This window comes from Acinetobacter sp. NIPH 817 (assembly GCF_000368405.1).
Taxonomy (GTDB): domain Bacteria; phylum Pseudomonadota; class Gammaproteobacteria; order Pseudomonadales; family Moraxellaceae; genus Acinetobacter.
The window spans coordinates 2355610-2381725 of sequence record NZ_KB849420.1 but is presented as its reverse complement, the minus strand read 5'-3'; the positions used below and the strand labels follow the sequence as shown (position 1 = coordinate 2381725).

20 protein-coding genes are annotated in these 26116 nt (G+C 38.8%); 15 read left to right on the top strand and 5 right to left on the bottom strand.

Annotation, left to right across the window (positions count from 1 at the left end; translation table 11 throughout):
* The gene (locus tag F968_RS14885; RefSeq protein WP_003653419.1) at positions 1 to 570 is read right to left on the bottom strand and encodes a DUF2062 domain-containing protein; all 570 of its coding nucleotides are present in this window, start codon (positions 568 to 570) and stop codon (positions 1 to 3) included.
* 362 nt (positions 571 to 932) lie between these two features.
* On the opposite strand from F968_RS14885, the gene F968_RS14880 reads away from it, so the two are divergent.
* The 7 genes from F968_RS14880 to F968_RS14850 all read left to right on the top strand — a co-directional run bounded on the left by F968_RS14880 (position 933) and on the right by F968_RS14850 (position 10413).
* Positions 933 to 1526 carry a LysE family translocator gene (locus F968_RS14880; RefSeq protein ID WP_004794271.1) on the top strand — a complete coding sequence of 198 codons (594 nt, stop codon included), beginning with the start codon at positions 933 to 935 and terminating at the stop codon, positions 1524 to 1526.
* Positions 1527 to 1641: 115 nt separating this feature from the next.
* Positions 1642 to 2211: a dCTP deaminase gene (gene dcd / locus F968_RS14875; RefSeq protein ID WP_004794269.1), complete on the top strand. Its 570-nt coding sequence runs from the start codon at positions 1642 to 1644 to the stop codon at positions 2209 to 2211.
* A 306-nt stretch (positions 2212 to 2517) separates the two neighbouring features.
* Positions 2518 to 3858 (top strand): hypothetical protein, encoded by a 1341-nt coding sequence (locus F968_RS14870; RefSeq protein WP_004794268.1) that lies wholly within the window; start codon positions 2518 to 2520, stop codon positions 3856 to 3858.
* 223 nt (positions 3859 to 4081) lie between these two features.
* Complete coding sequence (locus tag F968_RS14865) at positions 4082 to 6115, top strand: hypothetical protein (protein ID WP_004794265.1); 2034 nt, start codon at positions 4082 to 4084, stop codon at positions 6113 to 6115.
* 15 nt (positions 6116 to 6130) lie between these two features.
* Positions 6131 to 6856 (top strand): DUF6160 family protein, encoded by a 726-nt coding sequence (locus F968_RS14860; RefSeq protein WP_004794264.1) that lies wholly within the window; start codon positions 6131 to 6133, stop codon positions 6854 to 6856.
* A gap of 32 nt (positions 6857 to 6888) precedes the next feature.
* Complete coding sequence (locus F968_RS14855) at positions 6889 to 9300, top strand: DUF6160 family protein (RefSeq protein WP_004794263.1); 2412 nt, start codon at positions 6889 to 6891, stop codon at positions 9298 to 9300.
* A gap of 159 nt (positions 9301 to 9459) precedes the next feature.
* A complete protein-coding gene (locus F968_RS14850) occupies positions 9460 to 10413 on the top strand; it encodes a DUF6160 family protein (protein ID WP_004794261.1) in 954 nt (317 codons plus the stop codon).
* A gap of 74 nt (positions 10414 to 10487) precedes the next feature.
* On the opposite strand, the gene F968_RS14845 is transcribed toward F968_RS14850, so the two are convergent.
* The gene (locus tag F968_RS14845; protein ID WP_004794259.1) at positions 10488 to 11432 is read right to left on the bottom strand and encodes a tRNA-dihydrouridine synthase; all 945 of its coding nucleotides are present in this window, start codon (positions 11430 to 11432) and stop codon (positions 10488 to 10490) included.
* Between the two features lie 84 nt (positions 11433 to 11516).
* Positions 11517 to 12326 carry a cytochrome C assembly family protein gene (locus F968_RS14840; RefSeq protein ID WP_004794258.1) on the bottom strand — a complete coding sequence of 270 codons (810 nt, stop codon included), beginning with the start codon at positions 12324 to 12326 and terminating at the stop codon, positions 11517 to 11519.
* Positions 12327 to 12466: 140 nt separating this feature from the next.
* Between F968_RS14840 and ffh the strand changes: the two genes are divergently transcribed.
* On the top strand, positions 12467 to 13882 hold the full coding sequence (gene ffh / locus F968_RS14835) for a signal recognition particle protein (protein ID WP_004794257.1): 1416 nt from the start codon (positions 12467 to 12469) through the stop codon (positions 13880 to 13882).
* Between the two features lie 49 nt (positions 13883 to 13931).
* On the opposite strand, the gene F968_RS14830 is transcribed toward ffh, so the two are convergent.
* Together F968_RS14830 and F968_RS14825 are read right to left on the bottom strand one after the other, a co-directional pair.
* On the bottom strand, positions 13932 to 14666 hold the full coding sequence (locus tag F968_RS14830) for a pantothenate kinase (protein WP_004794256.1): 735 nt from the start codon (positions 14664 to 14666) through the stop codon (positions 13932 to 13934).
* 14 nt (positions 14667 to 14680) lie between these two features.
* Positions 14681 to 15433: a biotin--[acetyl-CoA-carboxylase] ligase gene (locus tag F968_RS14825; RefSeq protein ID WP_004794255.1), complete on the bottom strand. Its 753-nt coding sequence runs from the start codon at positions 15431 to 15433 to the stop codon at positions 14681 to 14683.
* Between the two features lie 30 nt (positions 15434 to 15463).
* Here F968_RS14825 and F968_RS14820 point away from each other — a divergent pair, with 30 nt between their 5' ends.
* The 7 genes from F968_RS14820 (at position 15464) to F968_RS14790 (ending at position 26058) form a co-directional block, all read left to right on the top strand.
* Complete coding sequence (locus tag F968_RS14820) at positions 15464 to 16267, top strand: sulfite exporter TauE/SafE family protein (RefSeq protein ID WP_004794252.1); 804 nt, start codon at positions 15464 to 15466, stop codon at positions 16265 to 16267.
* A 256-nt stretch (positions 16268 to 16523) separates the two neighbouring features.
* The gene (locus F968_RS14815) at positions 16524 to 17219 is read left to right on the top strand and encodes a GntR family transcriptional regulator (RefSeq protein ID WP_004794249.1); all 696 of its coding nucleotides are present in this window, start codon (positions 16524 to 16526) and stop codon (positions 17217 to 17219) included.
* Between the two features lie 10 nt (positions 17220 to 17229).
* Positions 17230 to 20679, top strand: a complete 3450-nt coding sequence (smc, locus tag F968_RS14810) for a chromosome segregation protein SMC (protein ID WP_004794248.1) — start codon at positions 17230 to 17232, stop codon at positions 20677 to 20679.
* Position 20680: 1 nt separating this feature from the next.
* Positions 20681 to 21724: a cell division protein ZipA C-terminal FtsZ-binding domain-containing protein gene (locus F968_RS14805; RefSeq protein ID WP_004794247.1), complete on the top strand. Its 1044-nt coding sequence runs from the start codon at positions 20681 to 20683 to the stop codon at positions 21722 to 21724.
* A gap of 94 nt (positions 21725 to 21818) precedes the next feature.
* Complete coding sequence (gene ligA, locus F968_RS14800; protein ID WP_004794244.1) at positions 21819 to 23858, top strand: NAD-dependent DNA ligase LigA; 2040 nt, start codon at positions 21819 to 21821, stop codon at positions 23856 to 23858.
* Between the two features lie 252 nt (positions 23859 to 24110).
* Positions 24111 to 24575 (top strand): heteropolymeric bacterioferritin subunit Ftn, encoded by a 465-nt coding sequence (ftn, locus tag F968_RS14795; RefSeq protein WP_004794241.1) that lies wholly within the window; start codon positions 24111 to 24113, stop codon positions 24573 to 24575.
* Positions 24576 to 24864: 289 nt separating this feature from the next.
* The gene (locus F968_RS14790) at positions 24865 to 26058 is read left to right on the top strand and encodes an MFS transporter (RefSeq protein WP_081399688.1); all 1194 of its coding nucleotides are present in this window, start codon (positions 24865 to 24867) and stop codon (positions 26056 to 26058) included.
* Positions 26059 to 26116 lie beyond the last annotated feature (58 nt).

The following is a 26116-nucleotide window of genomic DNA, read 5'->3' as shown; positions in this document are numbered from 1 at the left end:
TTATAAAACTTCTTCTTCTTGCTTTTTATGACGATGTCTACTTTTCCAGTTCTTAATAACCATCCAACGCCAGAAAATTTCTGTAGATAGATATAAAATAACGGCAAATACAAAAGCTTCGACAACCAGACCCGTCATCAAAATTTTTGCGAGACTAAAATCAATGTGTCCATGTCCGAAATGAGTAATCCAGCGGGAAATTTGGTGTAATACACCTAGTAACATTTCTTTGTTGATCATATGCACATGAAAAATATGTGCGCCAAACCAAAAACCAATATACAGAATAGGAACTAGAGTAAGTGGATTACTAAGCCAAGCTAGCATCAAGCTAATTGGTAAATTGACTTCGAATAGTAAGACTGCCATCACAATAAATACACTGTGAAAAGGGATAGGCAGTAAACCAAAAAAAGTCCCAACAAAAACAGCTCGAGTAATTGATTTTCGATTGACATACCAAAGCACAGGATTCAAGGTCTTTTTACCAAAAATCCTTAGAAATTTCATATTTGAAACTTTCTCGGGCGAGGGAAGCCAAGATTGAAAAAAGTGCTTTGCCATAATCATTAAAGTAGTAGAGCGCGGTGCTCTATATAAAAAAATCAGAAACAATATATGAATTGAAACTTATTAAAAGCTTAAAATTTAAACTTACCATCACTATATATTTTTTATTATAAAGGCTTTTGATGGAAAAATAGACTTAAAATAAAAATACTTATGTTACTTAAGTAAGAAGTGATTTGAAAAGCATAACAACTGACCGTAAAGTTTTCTTTATCGCTTTTTGTGATAATTTTATAAGTATATGTTTTTAATATTTTTATTTAGATTTTAAAAATGATTTTAAAAACTTTGTCTTACAATTACCTTTTGCCATGTAACAGGATATCTATTAATCTGAGATGACTATATTGTGAGGTCATTCAATGATTTCATGGCTTTTTATTGGCTTAGTAGCCACAATTTTACTTACCCCTGGTCCAACTAACACTTTGCTTGCTTCTTCAGGCGTGCAAGTAGGATTACGGAAGTCAGTAAAACTTATTCCAGCAGAAGTTTTGGGCTATGTGATCTCTATTTCTGCATGGGGAATGCTGATTGGGAAAGTGTCCACCACATTGCCATTGCTACCGCCTATTCTTAAGCTATTGAGTGCTTGCTATATTATTTTCTTAGCCATTAAGTTGTGGCATACGGCAAATCAAGAGGTTGAATTAAATCAGCCTACGATCCGTACTCGTGAATTATTTTGCGCAACCTTATTGAATCCTAAAGCCTTGCTCTTTGCTTCAGCAATTTTTCCTGTGGCTGCATGGAGTGATTTTCATATTTATTTTATTCATATGATGGCTTACTTAGCGCTTATTACGCCAATTGCCTTATTCTGGATTTTCCTGGGATCACTTTTAGCTTCTAAGAAGGTTGCGTGGTTAAATCAGACCAATTTGCAAAAAACTGCTTCACTCGTTTTAGTCAGTTTTTCAATTCCTATCAGTTATTCTGCTTTACTTAGCCTATAAAAGTACTGCTGAGCTATTCTTATCGAGAAGAGTAGCTCAAGCGTTGTTTTCATAATTGCTTTTTTACGTTAAAGTACGTCGCAATCAATGAAATTACCTTTTGGATAGAAAATACATGGCTATTAAGTCTGATCGTTGGATTCGCGAGATGAGCGAAAAACACGGCATGATTGAACCTTATGCAGAGAATCAAGTCCGTTTTGATCAAAATGGTGAAAAGTTGATTTCCTACGGGGTCTCTAGCTATGGTTATGATGTACGCTGTGCCCGTGAATTCAAGGTTTTTACTAACGTACATTCTGCAATTGTCGACCCAAAGAATTTTGATGATAAAAGTTTTATCGACATTGAGTCTGATGTTTGCATTATTCCGCCAAACTCATTTGCTTTAGCACGTACAATTGAATATTTCCGTATTCCTCGTAATGTATTGACCGTATGTTTAGGTAAATCTACCTACGCTCGTTGCGGTATTATTGTGAACGTGACGCCGTTAGAACCTGAATGGGAAGGTCACGTAACTTTAGAATTTTCAAACACTACTAATTTACCTGCCCGTATTTATGCAGGGGAAGGTGTAGCACAAATGCTATTTTTTGAAAGTGATGAAGTCTGTGAAACATCTTATAAAGATCGTGGTGGTAAATACCAAGGTCAAACAGGTGTAACACTACCTAAAACCTAATTCTTTTGATATTGAGAATAGTATTAAAATTTGTGGGTCACTCAGGTGGCCCAATTTTATGGGTAAAATTTACATGAGATGCGTTTATCGGAATAGTGATAAATGACAGTTTCCTTTTGTAAAAAATAATATAATATGATCAATAATTGATTTGTTTTTTTGTTCTGCATCACAGAATTTAAAAGCAAATGTATTGGATATAGGTTGTCTATTTGGTAGTAATTGTTTAGATATCTACTAAATTTAGGCAAACCAAATAAAAAGAAATTAAACAGGATTATGCCCCCACGGATACGGAGGTCGGCCATGCGACAGTTTACGTCTCTTCGAGTAGCACTTTTGACACTCGGAAGCTTATGCTTTTCTTCAGCTTATGCTGCTTCTACATTAGTCGCAATGTCAGATGCTGAACTATCTGCAACTCGCGGCCAAGCCTTAATGAGTATGTCTTATATTGCGCCTACGGATTCTGCAAATTTGGAAAAGCTACGTGACAATAGTAGCAATATAGGCTTCTATAAATTAGGCCTAGATGCTGAAGTTGAACTTAATACTAATATCCGTAAGCTTCAACTAGGCTGTGGTGGCGTAAATGGTACAGGAGCCTGTGATATTGATATTGATAACTTAAGTTTAAGTGGTATCTCTGATACAAATGATGGTCGTGCTAGTTCCTCTGCAAAAATAACTAATCCATTTATTGAGTTTGCAATTAAAAATCCTAATAGCACTGCATTACGCGAGGTCACAGGGATGCGAGTAAGTGCAGAGGCTATCGAAGGTTTACTAACTTTTGGTACTGAAAATGGACCAACTAAAAGTGGTATTAATTCTTTAAGTGGTTATATGGAGGTTGCACAAGCAGGGGGCACAGTTAAAGTAAATCCTGTAAATGGTTTGAGACCAGCAGATGTTAATAATGCTCAAATCTCTGGTGAAGCTTGTGGATATTTGGCATGTGTACCTTTCCAAACCTATGATTATACGTTGAATTTAACGACGGATGCGGCTGGCAACTCAACTGACAAACTGACCGGAACTTTATTTCTTCCACAGCAAACAATTACGGGTAAACGTATTTCTGTAGCTCCATTAAAAGCTTCAGCAACAGTAAGTGGTATTAATGTTTCTGGCAATATTAAAGCTATGGCGGCAGGACTTTTAAATTTAGATAAATCTGTCACAGGGTCTATTAATAATTTAACTGTAAATGTAGATATTTCAGAAGATCTTGGCTTCTTTCATAAGGCTAATTTAAATGGTTCACCTGTTTCATTATCACTTCAAGGAAATGATATACGTTGGCCTGGTTCTAAATCTATAGCACAACGAGGTTGGTGGTTAGAGCTCTCGAATCCGATTGATATTGGAGATATTACTCCAGTTGATTCTGTAAGTATTGCAAATAAAACAATTGAAGATACTTTGGCACTAGTAAGTCAGAAATTAAGTACTGGTACGAGAGGCGACACAAAAGTTGACTGTGGTGCTTTAGGTCTTTTAAGTTGTATTGGTGGTAGTACTATTAACATTGGTAACTTAAATTTAGCGGGTGCAACTCCTGTACAAATGTCTTTAAGTAATTTGGTTTTAAAAAATCAAAGTTTTGCACCTAATTGCCATGGAGCAGATGTAAAATTCTGTTAAAAAACTAAATTGGTTCATTCATCGGAAAATTTAGTTTTTAAGGTCTTTTTTTTGCATTTGTGCAAATATTGCGCATAATGGGAATGTGGAAAAGTTGGCAATATCTATTTAGATTTGTCTTCTGGTCTAAGGTGAAAAGGAAATATTCACCTGCCATCAAGGATTGTTAAAGAAAAATAAATGAAATATGGTGCGCGGCATCGTATAAAACAGGAAGGTCAAGATGACTACACTTAATTATACGGTAAGGTTTCGAAAAACCGTTTTGGCAAGTTTAATCGGACTTTGCGTAAGTCAATCAAGTTTTGCTCTTGAAGAACTTTCTGATGCGGGCTTGAGTGAAACTACAGGTGAAGGTATTGCTATCTTGCCACAGAATACTTATATGGTATTTCGTGGTGCAGGTGCAAATGAAACCTCAAACCAGATATTGACTGATCGTACTAAAGATACAGGTTATATTAATTATGTACCTGTTGGTCCTTTAAGTATGACAGCCGCTGATACCAATAAAAATGGCTCGATTGATTCTGGTGACCGGGCGGTAGGTAAAGCTGATATTTTTCTTTATGGCTTAGCACTATCTAAATCTGATAATGATACAAATACCCGTATTGCTTCTACTGATACAGCCGCTGCAATCTCAAGCTGGGGAACAGCTGTTAACCCTTGGATATTTAAAGTTGCAACTGAAAACTCGGTACCGAACTTTAGTGCAACAAATTGTAGTGGTGCGACAGATCCATCTTGTCAAGTAACTTATTTAGCTCTAGAAGCTCCTTTATATGAAGTCGGAACGAAAGACTCGGTAGGTATAGATGCTTATAAGTTAAAACTAGGTTTATGGACAGATATTTTTGTCCGCAATCCAAATAAAATAAATGGTGCAGCAGATCAATTTAATTACGGTGATTCAAATGGTTTGATTGGTACAAGCACTGATGCAAGCCGGGCAAATCGTTTACGTTTACAAGGTGTTTGGAATAACTTTAGTTTAAATGGCAGCCGTTTGCAGCTTTTCCAAACATTAGGAGGGGCAACATCTGCTGGTGGAATGAGTCCTTTTTATAATGATACTTTAGGTTTTGCTGGAGTTGTACGTTTAAACAGTGGGGATGCCTCTAATTTAAGAGCAACAATTACTTCAAATACTCCAACGTCCTCAGTAGGGGCGTGGGTAAATCGCTATAGTACTCAATATACTGGCGCTCCAAGTAATAATTCACCTAGCTCGGATTGGTTATATCGAATTCGTAGCCAAACTACGACGGTTACTTCAACAGGTTCATGGACTGCCCCAACTGATAACGCTATGAATAACGTATTACGTTTGAGTACACGTGAGTCTGGGACAGGGCAAGGTAATTTAGTAACACCGGCAATTAATGGTGGGCTTGCTCCTACTTTTGATGCAAATGAAGGTTTATATCTCTATAACCCAAATATCAATCTTGTATTAGGGTCTTTATATCAACCTCTTGTTTTAAGCTCAGACGGCAAAAATTTTAGTTTGGAGTTAGCACGCATTCCAAACAAACCAGAAATTTATAAGAAAATTTATACTGATTACAGTGGAACTAACAACAGTTATCTCGGTTCTACCTGTAATATTTACCAATGTGGTACTAGTGTAACTTTGGGTGGTAAAACTTACCAAGGCTCTAGTGCAACTCATAGTAGTATCTCAATAGGGTCTACTGTATATAATGCTGCGACTAATACTCTAGAGGCATTTAAAGGGAACAGTACGCAAGATGCAGTCGGTATTTCATTTGGTAAATTACCTACGGGTACTGTTGGTGTAACGCAAACTAAAAACTTTTATCAATTACAAAACCAAGAACGTCGAGCTGGTAGTTACACGTGTAGTTTAATTTTTACTTGTTATGACACTTGGCAATACCGTACTGCAACAGGCTGGACTGGTAATGCGGGCTCAGGTTTAAAATTTGATTCCCAAGGCGCGAATTGGGCTAATATTGACAGTACTTCTTATTATAACCCAACAGTAAATAATACGGGTTACTCAACAACAGATGCGGGTAATGGAACACAGTTTGTTGTACCAGCTGGCACACCTTTACCAGATGCACTCTATAACGGTGGACGTTGGTCTACTACTACCCCAAACGCGGATCTGAACACATATAAACTATCTAGTTCACAAATTAGTTCTTCGATTAGTAATAACATGGGTTCTGCTGTTATTGACGGTGTTTTAATCCAGCATTTAAAACTGACAACTAAAGGCCTATAAGAGGAGGAGCGTAATATGAAAAAAATAAGTACTTTAATCCTCGCTCTTTGTGCAACAGTTACTCATGCAGAGCTACAAACTTTAGATAATGATGCATTGCAGGCGATTAATGGTCAGGCTGGTGCTGATTTATCTTTAATGCTTAATTTAAACCAGACAGCTAACGGTGTCTTTGACAATGGTAGTGGTGGTGTCTGTGAAAACGTTGAGTTCTGTCATATAGGTTTAGCGATTAACAAACGTTTTGTACAAGCAGATGCAACTAAGCCAAGTGGTTGGACTGAAAATAGCGATAGTGGTAATAAACTTTGGCTCGTGTTTAAAGGTGTACAAGGAACTTTAAATATTCAAAAAATGGGCTTGGATGGCGTTGATTTAAAATATCTTGATAAAAGTAATACTGAAATTATTAAGCCTGCTATTCAGCTTAGTTTTAGCTCAGCTCAACCGATTTTATTGCGTAATTTTGGTTTCAATGCTTTATCAATTGAGCAAGATAATTTTACTAGCTCAACAACAACGCAAGGCTCGAGTGCAAATATGTATGATTATGCATATTTCAAAAAACCGACATATGCTGCGACTGCTAATAGTGCAGCACAGCAAGTTGCTACAGCAACTCCGTCGGCCTATGACTATGGACGTGAAACTGGTTTCATGGGTTTAATGATGAATGGGAATTTGGCTATTCAAGGAAAAGTCATGGTCTTTAGCTGTGATGGTAGCCATCCTCGTTGTTAAGGGTTAATGTAGATTTCAAAGGAACTGAAGTGATGAAAAAAAATAAAGAAAATCACAGCTCAAAGTTTATTTTAAATACATTAGCAACCAGCATGTTGTTAGTGAGTGGTCAAATTTATGCTTTAGAAGCTTTAACAGATGCTGATTTGAGTGCCGTCAATGGACAAGATGGGATCTCGATTCAAACTACGTTTAATGAAATTAATATTGATAATGCCTATTGGGATGACCATGCAGGCACACCAACAAGTGCTGATCAGGTATTAAGAGCTCAAGCAAGTGGTGTAAAAGTCCAAAAAAGTAATGCATCTAGCCAAACTTTAAGCACTAATTACCGTTTAGATGTAGGGAGTAACCCAACTACGGGTAAAACTGGACTCGACTTTTCTATGCAAAGTAGTCCATCACTTATTACCGTAAATAGCGTTAAAGTTTGTAATAGCTCTGCTACATGCTCGCCAACTTTAGGGCAGTTGGCTATTCAAACGACCTCTCCTCTAAATTTGGCACTTACAACCCAAGATGGGTTATTTAATGCAAATAGCCAGTCAAGCATGACACTTGGTATTAATAATGCCAATATTTATCTAGGGCAATTGGATGCTCGCAGCCAGCTAAATCAGTTAATTTTAAGAAATTTTAACTTTAATTTTGTTGGTAAAGGGGCCATGTTGATTGACCCAACTCGTGGCTTAGTTTTACAGACAAATACTGGAACTAATGTTGCTGGTGTAGGACAAACTCCGAATACTACCTATGGGTATGTTGATTTTAACCGTGTAGCAGATTCAGCTTCTGGTTTAACCGCAGGTACATATGTTGACAGTAGTGGCAAAGTAACCAATTCAGGCCTAAATATTGAGGTGATGCTTAGCTCTAATGTTGATAAGACTAACCCTTATGCTTTAGATGCAACCAATAGCCCACAAAATGCGAAAGGTTTGATTCGTTTAGGTGCTAGCGGACGTATGGTAAATAGTTATTTACAAGTCCGTGGTATGGATGGTACAGCGGATACCACCACTTTAGGCACTGCAAATACAGCTGGGGGTACAGGTTCAAGTAATAGTATTTTAGGTAATTCTGGCATTGCCTTTCGTATGAAAGGTGAATTCACCAAAGATAATGATTCAATGCTAGGTGCAGATGGCAAAGCGACAACTTTAGAAATTGGTGGAGCAGGTTTAAATGCTTATGGTTTCGAGTTTGGCAATTTAACAGGTCTTAACTCAGCTACGCGTGGTTATTTCGACAGCGGAAATATTTATCTAAATCTTGCTGATACGAAAACATTATTAATGCCAAACAACGCAACCTTAAATGCAATTCGTTTAGGTAGCGGTACTTTAACGACAGCTGCTGATTATCAGCATAATATTCACCGTGATACGGTGACTAATCCATTTAGTTTAATTCTTGCGATGCGTGGAGCAGAGTTTCAGGCATTTTCAAGACGCGGTCGTTTTACGACAAGTGCGAATGTCGCGGCTGCCAATCAGTTTGCAGATAATGGTGCAAATAACCAGTGGGGCTTAGCCTTACCTTTTTATAACTTAAATGCTAATGCTGCTGTATATGGTTTAGACGCGCCAGCAAATAGTGCTTATTACTATACAAAAGATGCCAATGGTAAGCCTGTTCGAAATGTCGTGGCGACCTCTGGAACGACTTCGCGTTTAGGTTTTGGTATTGCAGCTGGAACTACAGGACGTGATGCGACTGGAACTAAAACGACCTCAATTTTATTAATTGATGGTTCTCCAAATGCCAATAATGCGGGTAACCCGACTGATTATTATATGGGGTTACGTAACATTGATATGTTCGTCAAAGGCAATGGAAGCATAGGCTTAGAAAATGGCAGTCTTAATATTAGTTTAAAAGAGATGCTACTTGCTTTATCAACTGAAATTGCAGCAGGTTATTTACCAGGGGCGAAATATAAAACTTGTCCAGCTACTGGGTCATGTACCTCACCAATTGATAACTTTGCCAGAAATAATGATGTCTTATTTGGTCTAAAACTGCGTTTGGGCGGAGATCTTAACTTATCGATCGTTCCAAACAGTTCAATTGCAGATGGTAGTGCTTTAACTGTACTGGGCGATTTCACCATGCCTGCCACAGCAACTGGAAATACGGTTCAAATTAGTGACCCGATCGATGGTTCTGCAATTGGCTTTGATAACATTACTGGAAAGCTCGCGTTTAATACTGCTTTAGTTGTGGGTAAAGACAGTTCAAGTGGTTTAGGTAAAGTTGGCGTAAATACGGCGGTTTATTTTAATCCTGATAAGAGTATTGATGGCGCATTACGTGTTAAAGATATTAACTTCTATCCTCCATCAACTGGTGCCGGTGCACGTTTAGGTGAGCTTGCAATTACTGGTGGACGTTTAAATAGTAGCTTTAGTATTGTGCCTAGAAATGGTGCTTTTAATTAATCAAAAAAAGTGGCAGCCATTGCCACTTATATAAAAATTTATTTTGAATGTGATTAGATTTGCATTCGTCGGGTTATAGGGATAATTGTTTTGTAGTTGAATATTATTCTGATAGTCTGAACAAATAATAAACGTTTGTCTCTTAAGGATTAGAGCGACATGAAGAATAAAAATATAGGGTTCTGGCTGCTACTTGCCAGTAGTTCAAGTGTTTTTGCAATGCAGCCTTTGGATGACCAAAGCCTTGCAGCAGCGACGGGCCAAAATGGTTTAACCTTAGGTATTCAGGCTGATAAAGTTAAATTTAATCAAGTCGCGCTCATTGATACTAATGGTATTGCTTCAACGTCTTATAACAGTAAGGCTGGTTTTGTCATTGCAGGAAACTCTACTAATCCGGTTCCTGGCATAGAGTTTATTAAAGCTGCCGTATCTGGTAATCCTTCTTTTAATATTGCTATGGATACCGACGCGGGTGGTGGAAATCCGTTTTTAAATTTAGCTATATCGATGGGGAATGATGTAAACGGTATTCGACTTTTACCTTTCTCAATTTATTTAGCCCCAAGTGCATCTTTATCTACTCCATCCGATTATGCATTAACAAGTTATGCACCAAAATCAATTTTTAGTTCGGGAACGACAGTAAATACGGGTGTAAAAGAACTGATCCGTTCTACTGGCAATTTAGATATTAACTTTGTACAAACCAATAAACCTCGTTTAAATATTCAGCTTGGCCATGCTGCCCAATCAGTTATGGTTAAATTTGGAGGGGCAATTCAATCTATTTGTTCTGCTGCTGCAGGTTGTCCAATTACTTTAGTGTCTGATAATACGGGTGCTACATTCGGGTTTAAATTTGCTGGCACAAATACCTCAACAGGTTTTGTACTTGATGGTTTCTATGCTGGGGTTGATCCAACAGGATTAACTTTTGGAAATACAGGCGTATCAAGTAAATTTGATGCTTCACTTAATAATGTCACTTTAGGAAATATGGGTACCCAAAATACAACAACGTTTAATAATTTACCGAATGGCTCAATGGGGAGTTTTGGTGTCACTGGCGTTTCTGTAACCGACTTTAAAATGAAAGTAAGCGGTTTTTAAATAATTACTTAACCTGAAAAACGAAAGAGGGCAGTTGTAAAAAACAATCGCCCTCTTTTTTTGACTATAATGCCTTAAACGTTTTCTAATCTGGTATGTTCTAATTGTTGGACAATTTCATCCAAAGCTTTAATACGTTTTACTTGGTCCCATAGGTTTTTCGCTTGTGGATAGGCTTTCGTCATCATTCCTAACCATTGCTTATAACGACCCACCATACCAATTTCTGTCTTTGCCTGACCGTTTAAAAAACGTATTTGTAAATCAACCAGTTGTTCCCAACTGAATAATGCTTCATCCATGTTTTGGCGAATGCATTGGGTTAAATCTGGGGTCGTCACAGCACCACGCCCAATCATTAAATCTTCACAGCCAGATTGTTGCTGACAGGCTCTAGCATCAGCATTGTTCCAGATTTCACCATTCGCAATGACATTAATTTTTAAAGCTTCTTGAATGGGTAGAATTTTTTCCCAATAAGCTGGGGGCGTATAGCCATCTGCTTTAGTTCGAGCATGAACCGTTAACCAGCTTGCACCAGCATCTTCAACAGCATGAGCATTTTCCATGGTGTGATTTTCATCGAGATAACCTAAACGCATTTTTGCTGAAACAGGAATGTGTGCAGGTACCGCATCTCTCACGGCTTTAATGAGCATATGTACAACATCAGGTTCATCAAGAAGGACTGAACCACCACGATGTCGATTAACGGTTTTTGCAGGACAACCAAAATTAAGGTCGATTGCAGGAGCACCTAATTCAACCACTTTTGCAGCATTTGCTGCCAGCATATCTGGATTGTTACCTAAGAACTGGACATGGACAGGCGTTCCCGCAGCTGTTTTACCTTCATTTTTTAATTCTGGACAAAAACTATAGTAAATATGGTCTGGCAAAATGCTGTCTGTAACACGAATAAACTCGGTCACACACCAGTCGAAATGACCAACAGATGTGAGTGTATCCCGCATGATCGGGTCAGTTAAACCTTCCATTGGAGCGAGTATGAGTTTCACAGTCTGTGTCACCTGAGCAAAAAGAAAACAGCGTTATACGGGATATGTATAACGCTGTCTAGTATTGCTAAAATTTTAATTTACTTAACGGCCCAAGATCATCTCAAGCACAAATTTACTACCAATAAAACCAATGGCTAAAAGCACAAAACCGATTAGGGTAAAACGAATCGCTTTTTGACCTCGCCATCCGAGTTTGTAATGGCCAATCAAGAGTGAACCATAGATAAACCAAGAAATAATACTAAATACGGTTTTATGAGCAAGATGCTGTGCAAAGAAGCTATCGATCGTCAAGAAACCAAAAGTGAGAGCAATTGTTAATAAAATAAATCCAGTAATAATTAGGTCAAATAACAAAGACTCCATCGCCTGAATTGGCGGAAGTAAATTGACCCAAAAGCGTTTTTTTTGTTTCTTTTTGAGTTCACGATTTTGGAACCATAGCAAAATAGCGTGAATGGTTGCCATCAATAAAACTGCATAGGCAGAAAGTGAAAGAATAATATGAGTATCTAAGCCTAACGAATGCTGCTCAATAAATTGATCTGGTCGACTGAATCCAAAACCTAAAATTAGACCAATAGCCGCTACAGGAATGCCTAATAAGTTTAACGGTACAATAGGACGGAAAATACTAAAAATTAAACTTAACAACAGCATAAGCCACGATGTAAACGATACTAAGTTAAAAACATCGTAGTTAATTCCGGCTGGTGTAAGCATGGCGTGACATAAAACTGTACCGTGCAACAGGAGCGCTAAAGTCACAACAAAAGCAAATAACCATGGGTTTGGTTCACGTTTTGACATTAAACGAATAAACAGATACCAGAAAGAAGTGGTATATGCGATGAGTGCCAAAATTGTGTAAACCAAGGGGAGGCTAATCATGTCAAACCTTTTTCAGGATTAATTCATCTATATAAGATATAAATTCGCTGCGAACTAAAGTATCCTATAGCATTCTATGCATAAATTTTCTATTTCGAGAAAGATTTTTTTGCAACTAGCCATTTTAAGCGGATTTTGCAATGTTTGATACCTTAACAGAACGACTCACACAGAGTTTAAGAAATGTTACTGGCTCAGGGCAGCTGACCGAAGACAATATTAAAGATACCTTACGTGAAGTACGTATGGCACTTCTTGAAGCCGATGTCGCGTTACCTGTAACTCGTGAATTTATCGCGAAAGTTAAGGAAGAGGCATTGGGCCAAGAAGTGATGACTCAGTTATCACCAGGCCAGGCATTTGTAAAAATTGTCTATGACGAACTCACCAAGATGATGGGTGAGGCGAATGAAACACTTGATTTAAGTGCTAAGCCTCCCGTTGTTGTATTACTTGCTGGTTTACAAGGTGCGGGTAAAACAACAACTGCCGCTAAGTTGGCACGTTTCTTAAAAGAACGTCAAAAGAAAAAAGTAATGACGGTTTCTGCGGACGTTTACCGTCCAGCAGCAATTAAACAGTTAGAAACTGTGTCAGCAGAAGTTGGTGCAGGTTTTATTGCATCAGATGCTTCTGAAAAGCCAATTGATATCGTTAATCGTGCAATTGAACAGGCAAAAATCCAGTTTGCTGACGTGTTAATTGTTGATACCGCAGGTCGTTTACATGTCGATGAAGACATGATGGACGAAATTAAAGAATTACATGCTGCCGTTAAGCCGACTGAAACCTTGTTTGTGGTTGATGCCATGACAGGTCAGGATGCTGCAAATACAGCTAAGGCGTTTAATGATGCATTAGCACTTACGGGTGTGATTCTTACTAAAACTGATGGTGATGCACGTGGTGGCGCTGCGCTTTCTGTACGTGCAATTACAGGTAAGCCAATTAAGTTCTTGGGTATGGGTGAGAAGCTTGATGCTTTAGAACCATTCCATCCAGATCGTGTTGCTCAACGTATTTTAGGCATGGGTGACGTACTTTCTTTAGTCGAGGAAGTTGAACGTAAAATCGACAAAGAAAAAGCCGAAAAAATGGCTAAAAAATTGCAAAAAGGCGGCAGCTTCAACTTTGAAGATATGCTGATGCAATTTGAGCAAATGAAAAGTATGGGCGGAATGATGGGCTTCTTAGATAAGTTGCCTGGCATGAGCGGTGCAGGAATTCAGCAGGCGATTGAGCAAGCAAATCCTGAAAAGCAGGTCAAGAAAATGGAAGCTATTATCCAGTCAATGACCGTTAAAGAACGCCGTAATCCAGACTTGATGAATCCAAGTCGTAAAAAACGTATTGCCGCGGGTTGTGGTATGGATGTTGCTGAAGTGAATAAACTTATTAAGCAACAAGCACAAATGGCTAAAATGATGAAGAAATTTGCGAATCCATCTGGTATGAGCAAAATGATGCGTTCATTAGGCAATATGCAAAAACAATTTGGTGGCGGCGGTGGTGGCGGAATGGGCCCACTGTTTGGCAACAATGACCAAAAGAAATAAACTTATAAAATAAAAGGCGCAGATAGCGCCTTTTATTTTGTTCTGTATTTTAGTCTTTAGGATAATGAGCAATATATTGTTGTAGTCCTTTGAGCAAAAGATCAGTTTCTACAACTGGATCATATTTTTTCAAGAACTTGGCGAAAAGAGGAGCATCTCCACCTGTAAGAAGTAATTTTTTAGGAGATTGCTGCATGATGCTTTCAATTGTGCTAATGAGGCCTAGCAAAATACCGTGGTGTACTGCATCGACTGTGTTATTGCCGGGGTTTAAATTATCAAAAGCTGAGTCTGGAATTTTAATACCTTTAGTATTTTGAATGAGTGCATCGCGCTGTAAATAAAGATTTGGCAGAATATAACCACCTAAATGCTGTTTACCTTGCGTTAAATCAATCGTTAAGGCTGTTCCACATCCAATAATGCAATAATTTTCATCTGTTTGAGCTACAGCGAGTACTTGTAGCCAACGGTCAATCCCGAGCTGACTTGGAATTTCATAGCCGCATTTTAACTCAGCATATTCAGCATGTACTTTGGCAAAAACAACAGGAATTTCAAGCCATTTTAAAATCTGCTGAATACGTTGATTGTTCTCAGTATCGAGTACTGAAGAAATCCCAATGCGATGCAGACCTTGATGTTTAAAGTGTTGAATTAAACCTAATAATAAATCGGCAGGGGACTGTAAATGTAGCTCAGCTGCATGTTCAATAATTTGCTGATTTTCAGTAATCCAATACTTTAAACGGGTGTTCCCGATATCAAGCCATAAACTTTTCATGGAAGAACACCTGTTTATTGATTCACTTGTGGTCTTAAGCGACCTTGATAAAACTGCTGAGGTTCAGGAGTCTCAAGAATTACTGCACCTTCATTGGAAATTCCAACGAAACGACCATGTACCATTCCCTGACTATGCTCGAACTGTACCAACTGATTAAGCCATGCAGCGTGGTGGTTAAAACGTCCAGCCAAGTTGTAGCAACCATGATCAAACCAACGAGCTGCATTTTGAATCGCCACATAAAGCTCTGAAATGAGTTCAAGACGACTCATTTGTTCTAGACCTAAATCCTCCAGAGAGGTAATCGGTTGATCACTATCAGTTACTGGTGGTGTTTTTAAATTAATACCTACGCCCACAATAGCCTGATGCTGGGAAAGCGGCTCGACCAAAATTCCACCCCATTTTCCATGCGTACTATATAAATCATTTGGCCATTTCACTTGCAAATTCAGAGGTTGTAACTGCAGGATTTGCAAAATATTTAGAGCAACTTCAAGTGCTAAGCGACCATCTAAGGGTGTTCGAGTTTGCACCAATGTGCTTAAATAAATGTTTCCTTCAGGTGAAATCCATTGCCGTTGATGTTGACCTCGCCCTTGAGTTTGTTGAGCACTACAAACCAAGCCTGTTGTAATGCCCTTTTGGGCAATTTCACGAATATCATCATTGGTCGAAGTTGTGGTTGCTTTTAATAAAACCACTTCTGGAAGCTGGTTTTTTGCGCTTAAAAGTTGTTGTAGTTGGCGAGTCTCTAAATCCATGTTGAATATGAGCAGAGTGGTAAAACATTTATGGAGTTAATCATATATTTACTCATTGGCGCAATTGCTGGTTTTACTGCCGGATTGTTTGGAGTTGGTGGTGGACTAATTATTGTACCAATCCTCTATGTCGTTTTTACCCAATTGCATTATGACCCAGCTGTAATCATGCATATTGCAGTCGGAACATCGCTTGCAACCATTATTGTGACGTCTTTTAGTTCAGTTTCGGCCCACCATAAAAAGGGTGCAGTTCTTTGGCCTGTTTTTCGTAATTTAGCACCTGGACTGGTGATTGGTTCATTTTTAGGAGCGGGTATTGCCGATTTGATGTCTGGTCAGCATTTACAGCTCCTTATTGGTGTTTTTGCGGTTGTGATGGCCTACCGTATGTTTAAAGGGGCAAATGTGGTTGTCGACCCAACACGTCAGCTTCCTTCAACACCTATGCAATTTATGGCAGGTGGTGGCATTGGTATTGCCTCTGCAATTTTTGGTATTGGAGGCGGTAGCTTAACTGTTCCGTATTTAAACCGTCATGGCGTTGTCATGCAAAAAGCAGTCGCGACTTCTGCTGCTTGTGGTTTGCCAATCGCTATTGCGGGTGCAATTGGTTTTATGTGGTTTGGTGCTAAAGAACACATCTCTGTACCTAACACGATTGGTTATGTGCACATCTATGCATTTATTGGCATTAGTGTCATGAGTTTTGTTACAGCGAAGTTTGGCGCTAAAGTTGCTCATGCATTGTCACCACAAATGTTGAAAAAATGCTTTGCCTGTTTGTTAGTTGTGGTGGGTAGTTATTTTATTTATAAAGGGATTATGCACTAGAGAATAAAATATTAATCTTGCTAGAACTACGATTTAAGAGCTTGAGTTTTTAGAAATTCGAGCTTTTTTTATTTAGTAAGATAAGAACATTCGGGGCTTTTATTCATCCGATTTTGGTGTTGTTTTTAAATGGGTTGGCTTAAAATGCAATAAAATTGTCAGACAATGACATAGTTTTTAATCGGTACGATCAGTTAAAAACAAGGATGCGAAAGAAAAGCATGGATTAATGCATATAAAAAGTAGCGGGTGATTTATGAATCTCGAAGAGACAGAAAGTCTTTCTGAGCAAATTGTCAAATATATTAGCGAACAGATCATTAGTGGTGAGCTGGTTGAAGGCGAGCGTATTCAAGAATTACGTATTGCCAAAGAGCTGGATGTAAGCCGAGGATCAGTTCGCGAAGCATTGTTATTATTAGAGCGTACTCATTTAATTGAGATATTTCCACGCCGCGGGGCAATTGTTTCAGAAATGTCTGCACAGCAGGTTAAAGCACTGTTTGACACAAACGTGATGTTATTGGGGCATATTGTTCAACGCATCAGTGAAACATGGCGCGCACATGAAGCAGATCAATTGCAGCTATTGTTGGAACAACTTCTTGAGCATGTAAAAGCAGGAGATATCGAAAAATTTTATGATGGTGTTTTTCAATATCTCGCTGAACAACAAGATATGGTGGGTAATCCTTACCTAATGAAGTTTTATAAAGAGTTACTACCTTCACTACGTCGCAGTTATTTTTTGACTTTAAATACCTCTAAGCGGGAACTACAAGAAGCATTTGCATTATTTAAACTCGTGACTGATGCAATTTTGATCCGAAAATCACAACAAGCCGCTTTATTTATGGAAGATTTTTGTCGACACTTACGTAACCTTGTGTTGGAATCGCTGACACGAATGAAACAGATTGAATTGGCCTGGGCAAGACGCTCACGCCGCTAGTTAGGGCATTATGCGTTTAAGCAGTTTAAAACTTTCCGGCTTTAAATCTTTTGCAGATAGTACAACTTTAAATTTTAAGGCGAACCGCACAGCAGTGGTTGGTCCAAATGGTTGTGGCAAATCAAATGTAATTGATGCCATTCGTTGGGTGATGGGTGAATCAAATGCTCGTCAGCTACGTGGTGGTAGCATGCAAGATGTTATTTTCACAGGAACATCCAAGCGTAAGCCAGTGGGCGTAGCGAGTGTTGAGCTACGTTTTGATAATACCTATGGCAAATTGGGCGGATCTTATAATGCTTATAATGAATTGGCCGTTCGTCGTCAGGTCACGCGTGAAGGTAAGTCCGAATATTTCTTAAATGGCACACGTTGCCGCCGTCGTGATATTACCGATATTTTCTTAGGGACGGGGTTAGGGCCGCGTTCTTATGCAGTGATTGAACAAGGCATGATTAACCGTCTGGTTGATGCCAAACCTGAAGAAATGCGCATCTTTATTGAAGAGGCAGCAGGCGTTTCACGCTATCAAGCTCGTCGACGTGAGACTTTGCAACATCTTGAACATACTGAGCAAAATCTTTCACGTTTAGAAGATATTGCCCTTGAGTTAAAATCACAGCTGAAGACGCTTAAACGTCAATCAGAAGCAGCGGTTCAATATAAAACTCTGGAAAGCCAGATTCGGACCCTAAAAATTGAAATTTTGTCTTTTCAGGCAGATAAAAGCGTACGCCTTCAAGAAGAATATACAGTTCACATGAATGAGCTGGGTGAAACTTTTAAATTGGTTCGCTCAGAGTTAAGTACGATTGAACATGATTTAGAAGCAACCAGTGCTTTATTTCAGCGCCTCATTCAGCAATCTTCACCACTACAACAAGAATGGCAACAAGCTGAGAAAAAACTATCTGAACTGAAAATGACTCTGGAACAAAAACAGAGTTTATACCAGCAAAATAGTATGACTCTCGTTCAGTTAGAACAGCAAAAATTCCAAACTAAAGAACGTTTACAACTTTCTGAATTGCAACTTGAAACACTGAATAATCAGTTAGATGAACAAACTGAATCATTAAATGGAATTGAGCATACTGCAACGGAAGCTGAACAAAACTTTGCTGATTTACAATCTCAGCAAAAACAAACACAGCAACAGTTTGAACAAGTAAAAGCTCAGGTTGAAAAACAACAGCAGCAAAAAATGCAAATGTCTGCTCAAATTGAGCAGTTAGGCAAAAATGTTCAACGCATTGAACAGCAAAAAGAAACGTTGCAACATCAAGCAAGTCAGATTCAATCGCATGTTCATGAAGATGAGCAGGGTGAGTTTGAGCAATTACAGCAGCAATTACGTCGTGAAATCTCGACGTTAGAGACTGAAATTGAGCAACAATTGCTAAGTTTAGAGCAATCTCAACAGCAACATCAGTTAAGCAAAAATCAACAACAAACGCTAAAAACCGAAATTCAGGTTTTATTATCAGAGCAGAAAAATTTAAGCCAACTGGTTGCAAAGCAAAGCCCAAAGCAACATCAAAATGCGCTACGTTTAATGCAGGCTCTACAGTTAACCGAGCAAGGCAAACCGCATGCGCAGATTGTTGAGAAGTTTTTAGCAAAATGGTTACAAGCTCATATTGTTGAAACTGAACAAGTCTTTCAGGAAGGAATTGCTCGTCAGTTAAAACCTTCAGAGCAAACAAGTCAATTTAAAGGTAATTTAGCCTGTTTAAATGACTGGATTGCATCTCCGCAACTATCAATCTTTTCGAATGTAGCGATTGCACAAGATTTGACAGTTGCTTTAAATGAGCAAAAGCAATTACAACATGGTCAGTCTATTTTGACTTTAGATGGTTATCATGTCGGGCAGGATTGGGTGATTGCCCTTATGTATGATGATGAAAGTCAAAGTGCACAAGGTATGCTGAGCCATCGCATTCGTCTAGATGAAATTGAACAAGCCCTTGAAAAGCAACAACCTGAATTACAAGCATTAGATCAAATTTTAGTTCAGCAAAAAGATGAACTAGGGCAGTTGCAGTCTGACTTGCAGCAGAAACAGCAAGTTGTTAAACAAAAACAAAAAGACTTACAACAGCTTGATGTGCAAATTGCTAAACAGCAAACCGCAGCACAAGCATTTTTACTGCAAAAACAACAATTGAAAGATCAGTTAGCTCAGCTAGACATGCAGCTTGAAGAAGATGCAATGCAAAAAGACGATCTGGAAATTGATTTGCATGCTCTAGCAATCAAACTTGAAACTATTTTACCTGATTATAAAACTATGCAATTTCGGGTAGAAGAGTTAACGGAGCAGTTAGAAGAACAGCAACAAGCTCTACAGCATCAGCAACAAGAACGTGAGATTTTACGCCGTAGTAGTACGCAAACCACTCAACAAATCGAGTTGCTTGAAAAAGATATCTCGTTCTTGCAGAGTCAATATCAGCAAATTAATGCTCAAATGGAACAAGCGAAAAAATTTGTTGACCCTATTCAGTTAGAGTTACCAAATCTTGAGTCGGAGTTTCAGCAACAATTTGCTCAAACTGAAAAGTTGCAAAAGAACTGGAATGAATGGCAGCTTGAACTCAATAGTGTGCAGGAAAAACAACAAACCCTGACAGATCAGCGTCATCAATATCAACAAAAAGATGAACAACTCAGAGAACAGCTTGAAGAGAAGCGTTTAGCATGGCAAGCGGCTAAGTCAGATCGTGAACATTACCAAGATCAGCTTAAAGAGCTAAATGCCGAAGTCCAAAATGGCTTACAAATCGATTTAACTGAGCACCAGCAAAAACTGGAAAAAGTACAGAAACAGTTTGAAAAAATCGGAGCGGTGAACCTTGCTGCTTCACAAGAATTTGAAGAGGTTTCTCAGCGTTTTGATGAGTTGAGTCACCAGATCCAAGATTTGGAAAATACGGTAACTCAACTGAAAGATGCGATGAAAAGCATTGATCAGGAAACCCGTAAGTTGTTTATGACAACGTTTGATCAGATTAATCAAGAGTTGCAAAATCTGTTTCCAAAGGTCTTTAATGGTGGTGAAGCGAGTTTAAGCCTTGAAGATGATTGGCAATCTGGTGTTAAACTGATGGCAAGACCACCGGGTAAGAAAAATAGTTCTCTGGCATTACTTTCCGGTGGAGAAAAGGCATTAACAGCGTTAGCATTAGTATTTGCGATTTTTAGATTAAATCCAGCACCGTTCTGTGTATTAGATGAAGTGGACGCACCACTTGATGATGCGAATGTTCAGAGATATTGTAATTTGGTAAAAGAGCTTTCTGAACATGTACAATTCATTTACATTACACATAATAAGCTGGCGATGACCATGGCAACTGATTTGTTGGGTGTGACCATGCCTGAACCGGGTACATCAAAATTAGTCACTGTCGATTTAGAACAGGCAAAAGAATACGGGTTAGTTTCGGAGTCATAGAATGGAAATCAATACGATTATTGGCATCGTTGTCGCCATTATTATTATGCTAATTGGCTTAAAAATGATTTTAAAAAAGCCAAACCATGCTGAACCCTCATTAGATAGTGATTTGCATATTAATCCTGATAGTAATCAACCGGTTATACCTCGTCACGTGCGAAATCAGCTTGAGCAACCTGAAGCAGAAGTAGAGGCTGTGGTAGCGCGAGTAGAGCCAACCTTAAATGAATCGGTAGAACCGCAAGTTAGTGAAACAGCTCAAGAAAAGACATTCGGTACAGAGTCTGCTCCAACGACTTCATCTGAGCAAACTCAAACTTCTGTTGAAAATACTTCTGTAATAGAAGAAATTCAATCTGAAGAAACTGTAGCAAGCTCTACCATTAACACAGACAGTTCAGCTGAGTTAGTTGATACGGTTTCTGTTAAATCAGAAATTGAAGCTTTATCAGAAGAAAACTTGAAATCTGAAAGTGAAAAAACTGAGCCTGAGTTGAGTCTAAACCCAAATATTGAAACTGCCGAAATTGCTGAATTTGAAGGCGAGAGTAATATTCTGGATGTACATTTGCATGAACAGCAACGCTATGATGATGAAAGTGCATTAGCTATGGCTGAACAGATTATTGCTTTAAATGTCTATCCGAACCCGCGTCGCGCGTTGTCTGGCGATAAAGCACTTAAAGTATTGTTAAAATACGGTTTACGTTATGGCGAAATGTCATGTTTCCATCGTTATGAAAATACGGATGAGCCGAGCGTACTGATGTTTTCAGTACTACGTATGACAGACAATGGACCAGCTGGGTTTGATCTTGAAACCTTATCTAGTGAACAAGTTCAAGGGCTGGCATTTTTCCTTGCGCTTCCAAACAGTAAAGCCGTAACTGGTTTTGACATGATGGCAAGTATTGCTGGTTTAATTGCTCGTGAAATTGATGGCAAAGTTTATGATGAAAATAATCTTGAATTTACACCACAGTTAAAAGAGCATTGGCGTCATCATGTGATTGATTATCGTCCGGCACATGCGACTGCCTAGTTTTAATTTTTTACGTTCGTTGCGATAATTGCAATATATCTAGTCGCAGCTCAGGGTGGAGAAATTTCCACCCTTTTTTATGGTGAATAACATAATGGCAACAACTTCCGTGATCGAACAGATGCGTCAGCTTATTCAACTGATTGCAAAGCATAACCACGCCTATTATGTGATGGATCAGCCGACAATCTCGGACAGTGAATATGATCATTTATTTCACCAGTTAAAAGCTTTAGAAGAGCAATATCCTGATCAGGTTCAATCAGATTCTCCAACGACAAAGGTAGGCGGCCAAGCACTCTCTAAATTTCAAAGCGTGACTCATGTCGTTCCGATGCTTTCTTTGGGGAATGTTTTTAATCAGGAAGACTTATTTGCATTTGCTCGCCGTGTTGAAGAGCGTTTGCCTAACCAAAAAGTACAGTACGAAGTAGAATTAAAACTTGATGGTCTTGCGATTTCGCTTTGGTATGAAAACGGTGTGTTAATACGTGGTGTTACACGTGGTGACGGCGAAACTGGAGAAGACATTACTCAAAACGTTAAAACGATTCGTAACTTGCCTAAAGTGTTGCATTCACATCATTTTGAAATTCCACGTTTGCTTGAAGTCCGCGGTGAAGTGCTCATGCCAAAGTCTGGCTTTGAAAAACTTAATGCTGATCAGGAAGCAAAAGGTGATAAAACATTTGCGAACCCACGTAATGCCGCAGCAGGTAGTTTAAGACAGCTCGACCCGAATATTGCTGCTAGTAGACCTTTAGCATTTTATGCGTATGGTATTGCCCAGTGCGAACCAAATCATAACTTAACGACCATGCACGACAGCCTACAATGGCTCACACAACTTGGCTTTGAAATTGCTGAGCGTCAATATCTTTGTAATTCGATTCAAGAAGTACAGCAGCGTTATGAGCAAATTCAGCAAGAGCGTCCAGATCTACAAGTTGAAATTGATGGAATGGTCGTAAAGGTTGATGATTTAAAACAACAACAACAACTTGGTTTCTTAAGTCGTGAGCCACGTTGGGCAACGGCCTATAAATTCCCTGCACAAGCTGCATTAACTACAGTTGATCAGATTGATTGGCAAGTAGGGCGTACAGGTACTTTAACCCCTGTAGCGCGTTTAAACCCTGTATTTGTAGGGGGAGTTACGGTTTCCAATGTAACTTTACACAACATTGGTGAGATCCATCGCCTAGATGTACGTGTTGGTGACACGGTGAGTGTTTATCGTACAGGCGATGTTATTCCTAAAGTAGAAAAAGTTTGGCCAGAGTTCCGTCCTGTTGATGCCGAAGTTGTACATTTACCTGAAAACTGTCCTGTTTGTGCCTCACCAGTTGTAATGCCTGAAGGAGAAGCTTTAGCACGTTGTTCCGGTGGACTTTATTGTGCTGCGCAGCGCATTGAAGCCATTCGTCACTTCGTATCACGTAAAGCTCTCGATATTGAAGGTCTTGGTGAACGCTGGGTAGAGTCTTTATTGCATCTCGATTTACTTAAAGATGTTGCTGACATTTACCATTTGCATGAGCACCGAGAAACTTTGCTCGGTATTGAAAAAATGGGTGAGAAATCGGTACAAAATCTGATTGATGCCATTGAAGCCAGTAAGAAGACAACGCTTGCTCGTTTTATTTATGCTTTAGGTATTCGTGGGGTGGGTGAAACAACAGCTAGAATGTTGGCCAATACTTTCCAAACTTTAGAAGCGCTTAAAGCTGCGGATGTTGAAGCTTTAAAGAAAACCCCAGATGTTGGTGATATTACCGCAGAGTGGATTGCTGACTTTTTCTTGGCACCGCACAACATTGAAGTGCTTGATCGCTTAATTGCAGCAGGAATTCATTGGGATGCACCGACTGCACCAACACGCCAGCCATTAAATGGCGAAAGCTGGGTGTTAACAGGCACATTAGAGCAAATGACCCGTGATCAGGCGACTCAAATGCTACAAGCATTAGGTGCGCGTGTAAGCGGTAGTGTATCAAGCAAAACTAAATGTGTGGTTGCGGGCGAGAAGGCTGGTTCGAAATTAGAAAAAGCAGCAAAACTTGGTATTGCTGTTATGAATGAGACTGATTTCTTATCACTTATGGCGAGCTACGGGCAGACTTTAAGCGAATAGGTCTACCGAAATAAGAACCATTGATTTTAGTTACAAATTTATAAATTGATGGTTTAAGTTATATTTTAACGCTTGTTTGAACTTATAAATCAGACAAGCGTTTCTTTTTGCACAGGAAATTTAAATAACTTAAACTGCAAATGCGTATGTTTCTCATTTTAATTTGATAAAAATCATAAACTTAACTATTTTTTATTTTGCAATCATTTTTAAGATTGCCCATAATAGTCTTCATACGATAGGAGATTTATTATGCGTGGCAATCCAGAAGTCATAGACTATTTAAATATGCTCATTGGCGGAGAATTGGCTGCCCGTGATCAATATCTAATCCATTCTCGTATGTATGAGGATTGGGGCCTAAATAAAATTTATGAACGTATTGATCATGAGATGCAAGAAGAAGCTTCTCATGCTGATGCGATCATTCGCCGTGTATTGTTCCTAGGCGCTAAACCAAACATGCATCGTGAAGATATCAATGTCGGTACAGACGTTGTAACTTGTTTAAAAGCTGATTTGGCGCTTGAATATCATGTTCGTGAAAAGTTAGCGACAGGTATCAAACTTTGTGAAGAGAAGGGCGATTACATTAGCCGTGATATGTTACGTCAACAATTATCAGATACTGAAGAAGACCATACATACTGGTTAGAAAAGCAATTACGTTTAATTGAGTTGATTGGCTTACAAAATTATATTCAATCTCAAATTTAATAAAAAAACCCAGCTTAAGCTGGGTTTTTTATGGGCTTATTTTAATAAAACTAACTCATCGCTTAAATGTTAATTTTGTCAAATTGAATATATTCAAAGCCTTACTATATAAGGCTTTGGCAGTTACAAAAAAGTCAGAAAAATTGTATCACACCCCCTGTTTTTTTTATGGAATTGGATATAATTTCGCCAACAAAACCCTTGCCTAGAAATTTAATGAGGCAAGGGTTTTTCTATGGAAAATCGGTTGGTATGGATCGCCAATGATTTTATGGTGAGTTCGCGAAATATGTTATTTACCAAACCTGCTGTTTTAGACACAGCTACTCTCTTAAGCACACAGCGTCTTGCAACACGACTAAGCTTTTTTAGCTTAGGTTTTGCGACCGCAGCTTGGGCACCTCTCATTCCTTTTGCGCAGCAGCGTTTAAACTTAAATCATGCCGATTTTGGTTTACTTTTGCTGTGTATGGGTATTGGCTCAATGATTGCTATGCCTGCGACAGGTGCTTTAGTCAAGCGCTGGGGATGTCGTCCATTAATTGCTTTAGCATTGATGCTGTTAATGGTCTTATTGCCTAGTCTTACGATGTGGAGCAGCATTGTGACTATGGCTGTAGCATTGTTTGTCTTTGGATCGGCAGCAGGATGTCTTGGAGTGGCCATCAATTTACAAGCAGTGGTTGTAGAAAAGCATAGCTTGCGAGCTCTTATGTCTAGCTTCCATGGAATGTGTAGTTTAGGTGGCTTAACAGGCGCTATGCTTGTGACTGCATTATTGGCAGTGGGCCTTTCTCCATTAATGAGTACATTATCAGTTGTTATGATTTTACTTGTTATTGGTGGTGTTGCGATTCCATCTTGTTTAACGTCTTTTGAACAGGATGAAAAGACACATGAAGATACAACGCAAGCACCGAAAAAATTCTATCGTCCCGATGGCATTATTTTGCTTATTGGTATGATGTGTTTTATTGCCTTCTTATCTGAAGGTGCGGCAATGGACTGGGGTGGTATTTATTTAACAAGTAAATATCAGCTTAACCCTGCTTTTGCTGGTCTCGCATATACTTTCTTTGCACTTAGCATGACCACTGGACGTTTTGCAGGTCATGTGTTGCTTAAGCAATGGGGCGAAAAGAATATTGTAACTTATAGTGCAATTGTGGCTGCGATTGGTATGGCTATTATTGTGACTGCGCCAGTCTGGCAAGTAGTTATATTAGGTTATGCACTGTTAGGACTAGGCTGTTCTAATATTGTACCAGTGATGTTTTCTCGGGTTGGTCGACAAAACAATATGCCAAAAGCAGCTGCACTTTCTTTAGTATCAACGATTGCCTATACGGGGTCTTTAAGCGGCCCAGCTTTAATTGGTTTAATTGGTGAATGGACGGGTTTAAGTACTGTTTTAACAGGCGTAGCTGTATTGCTATTTGTCATTGCTTTACTTAACCGTTTTACATTAATCAAGACAAATTAATTTATAAATATTAGAGATCCTCAAAGAACATCGAGAAATTTAATTCCTCGATGTTCTT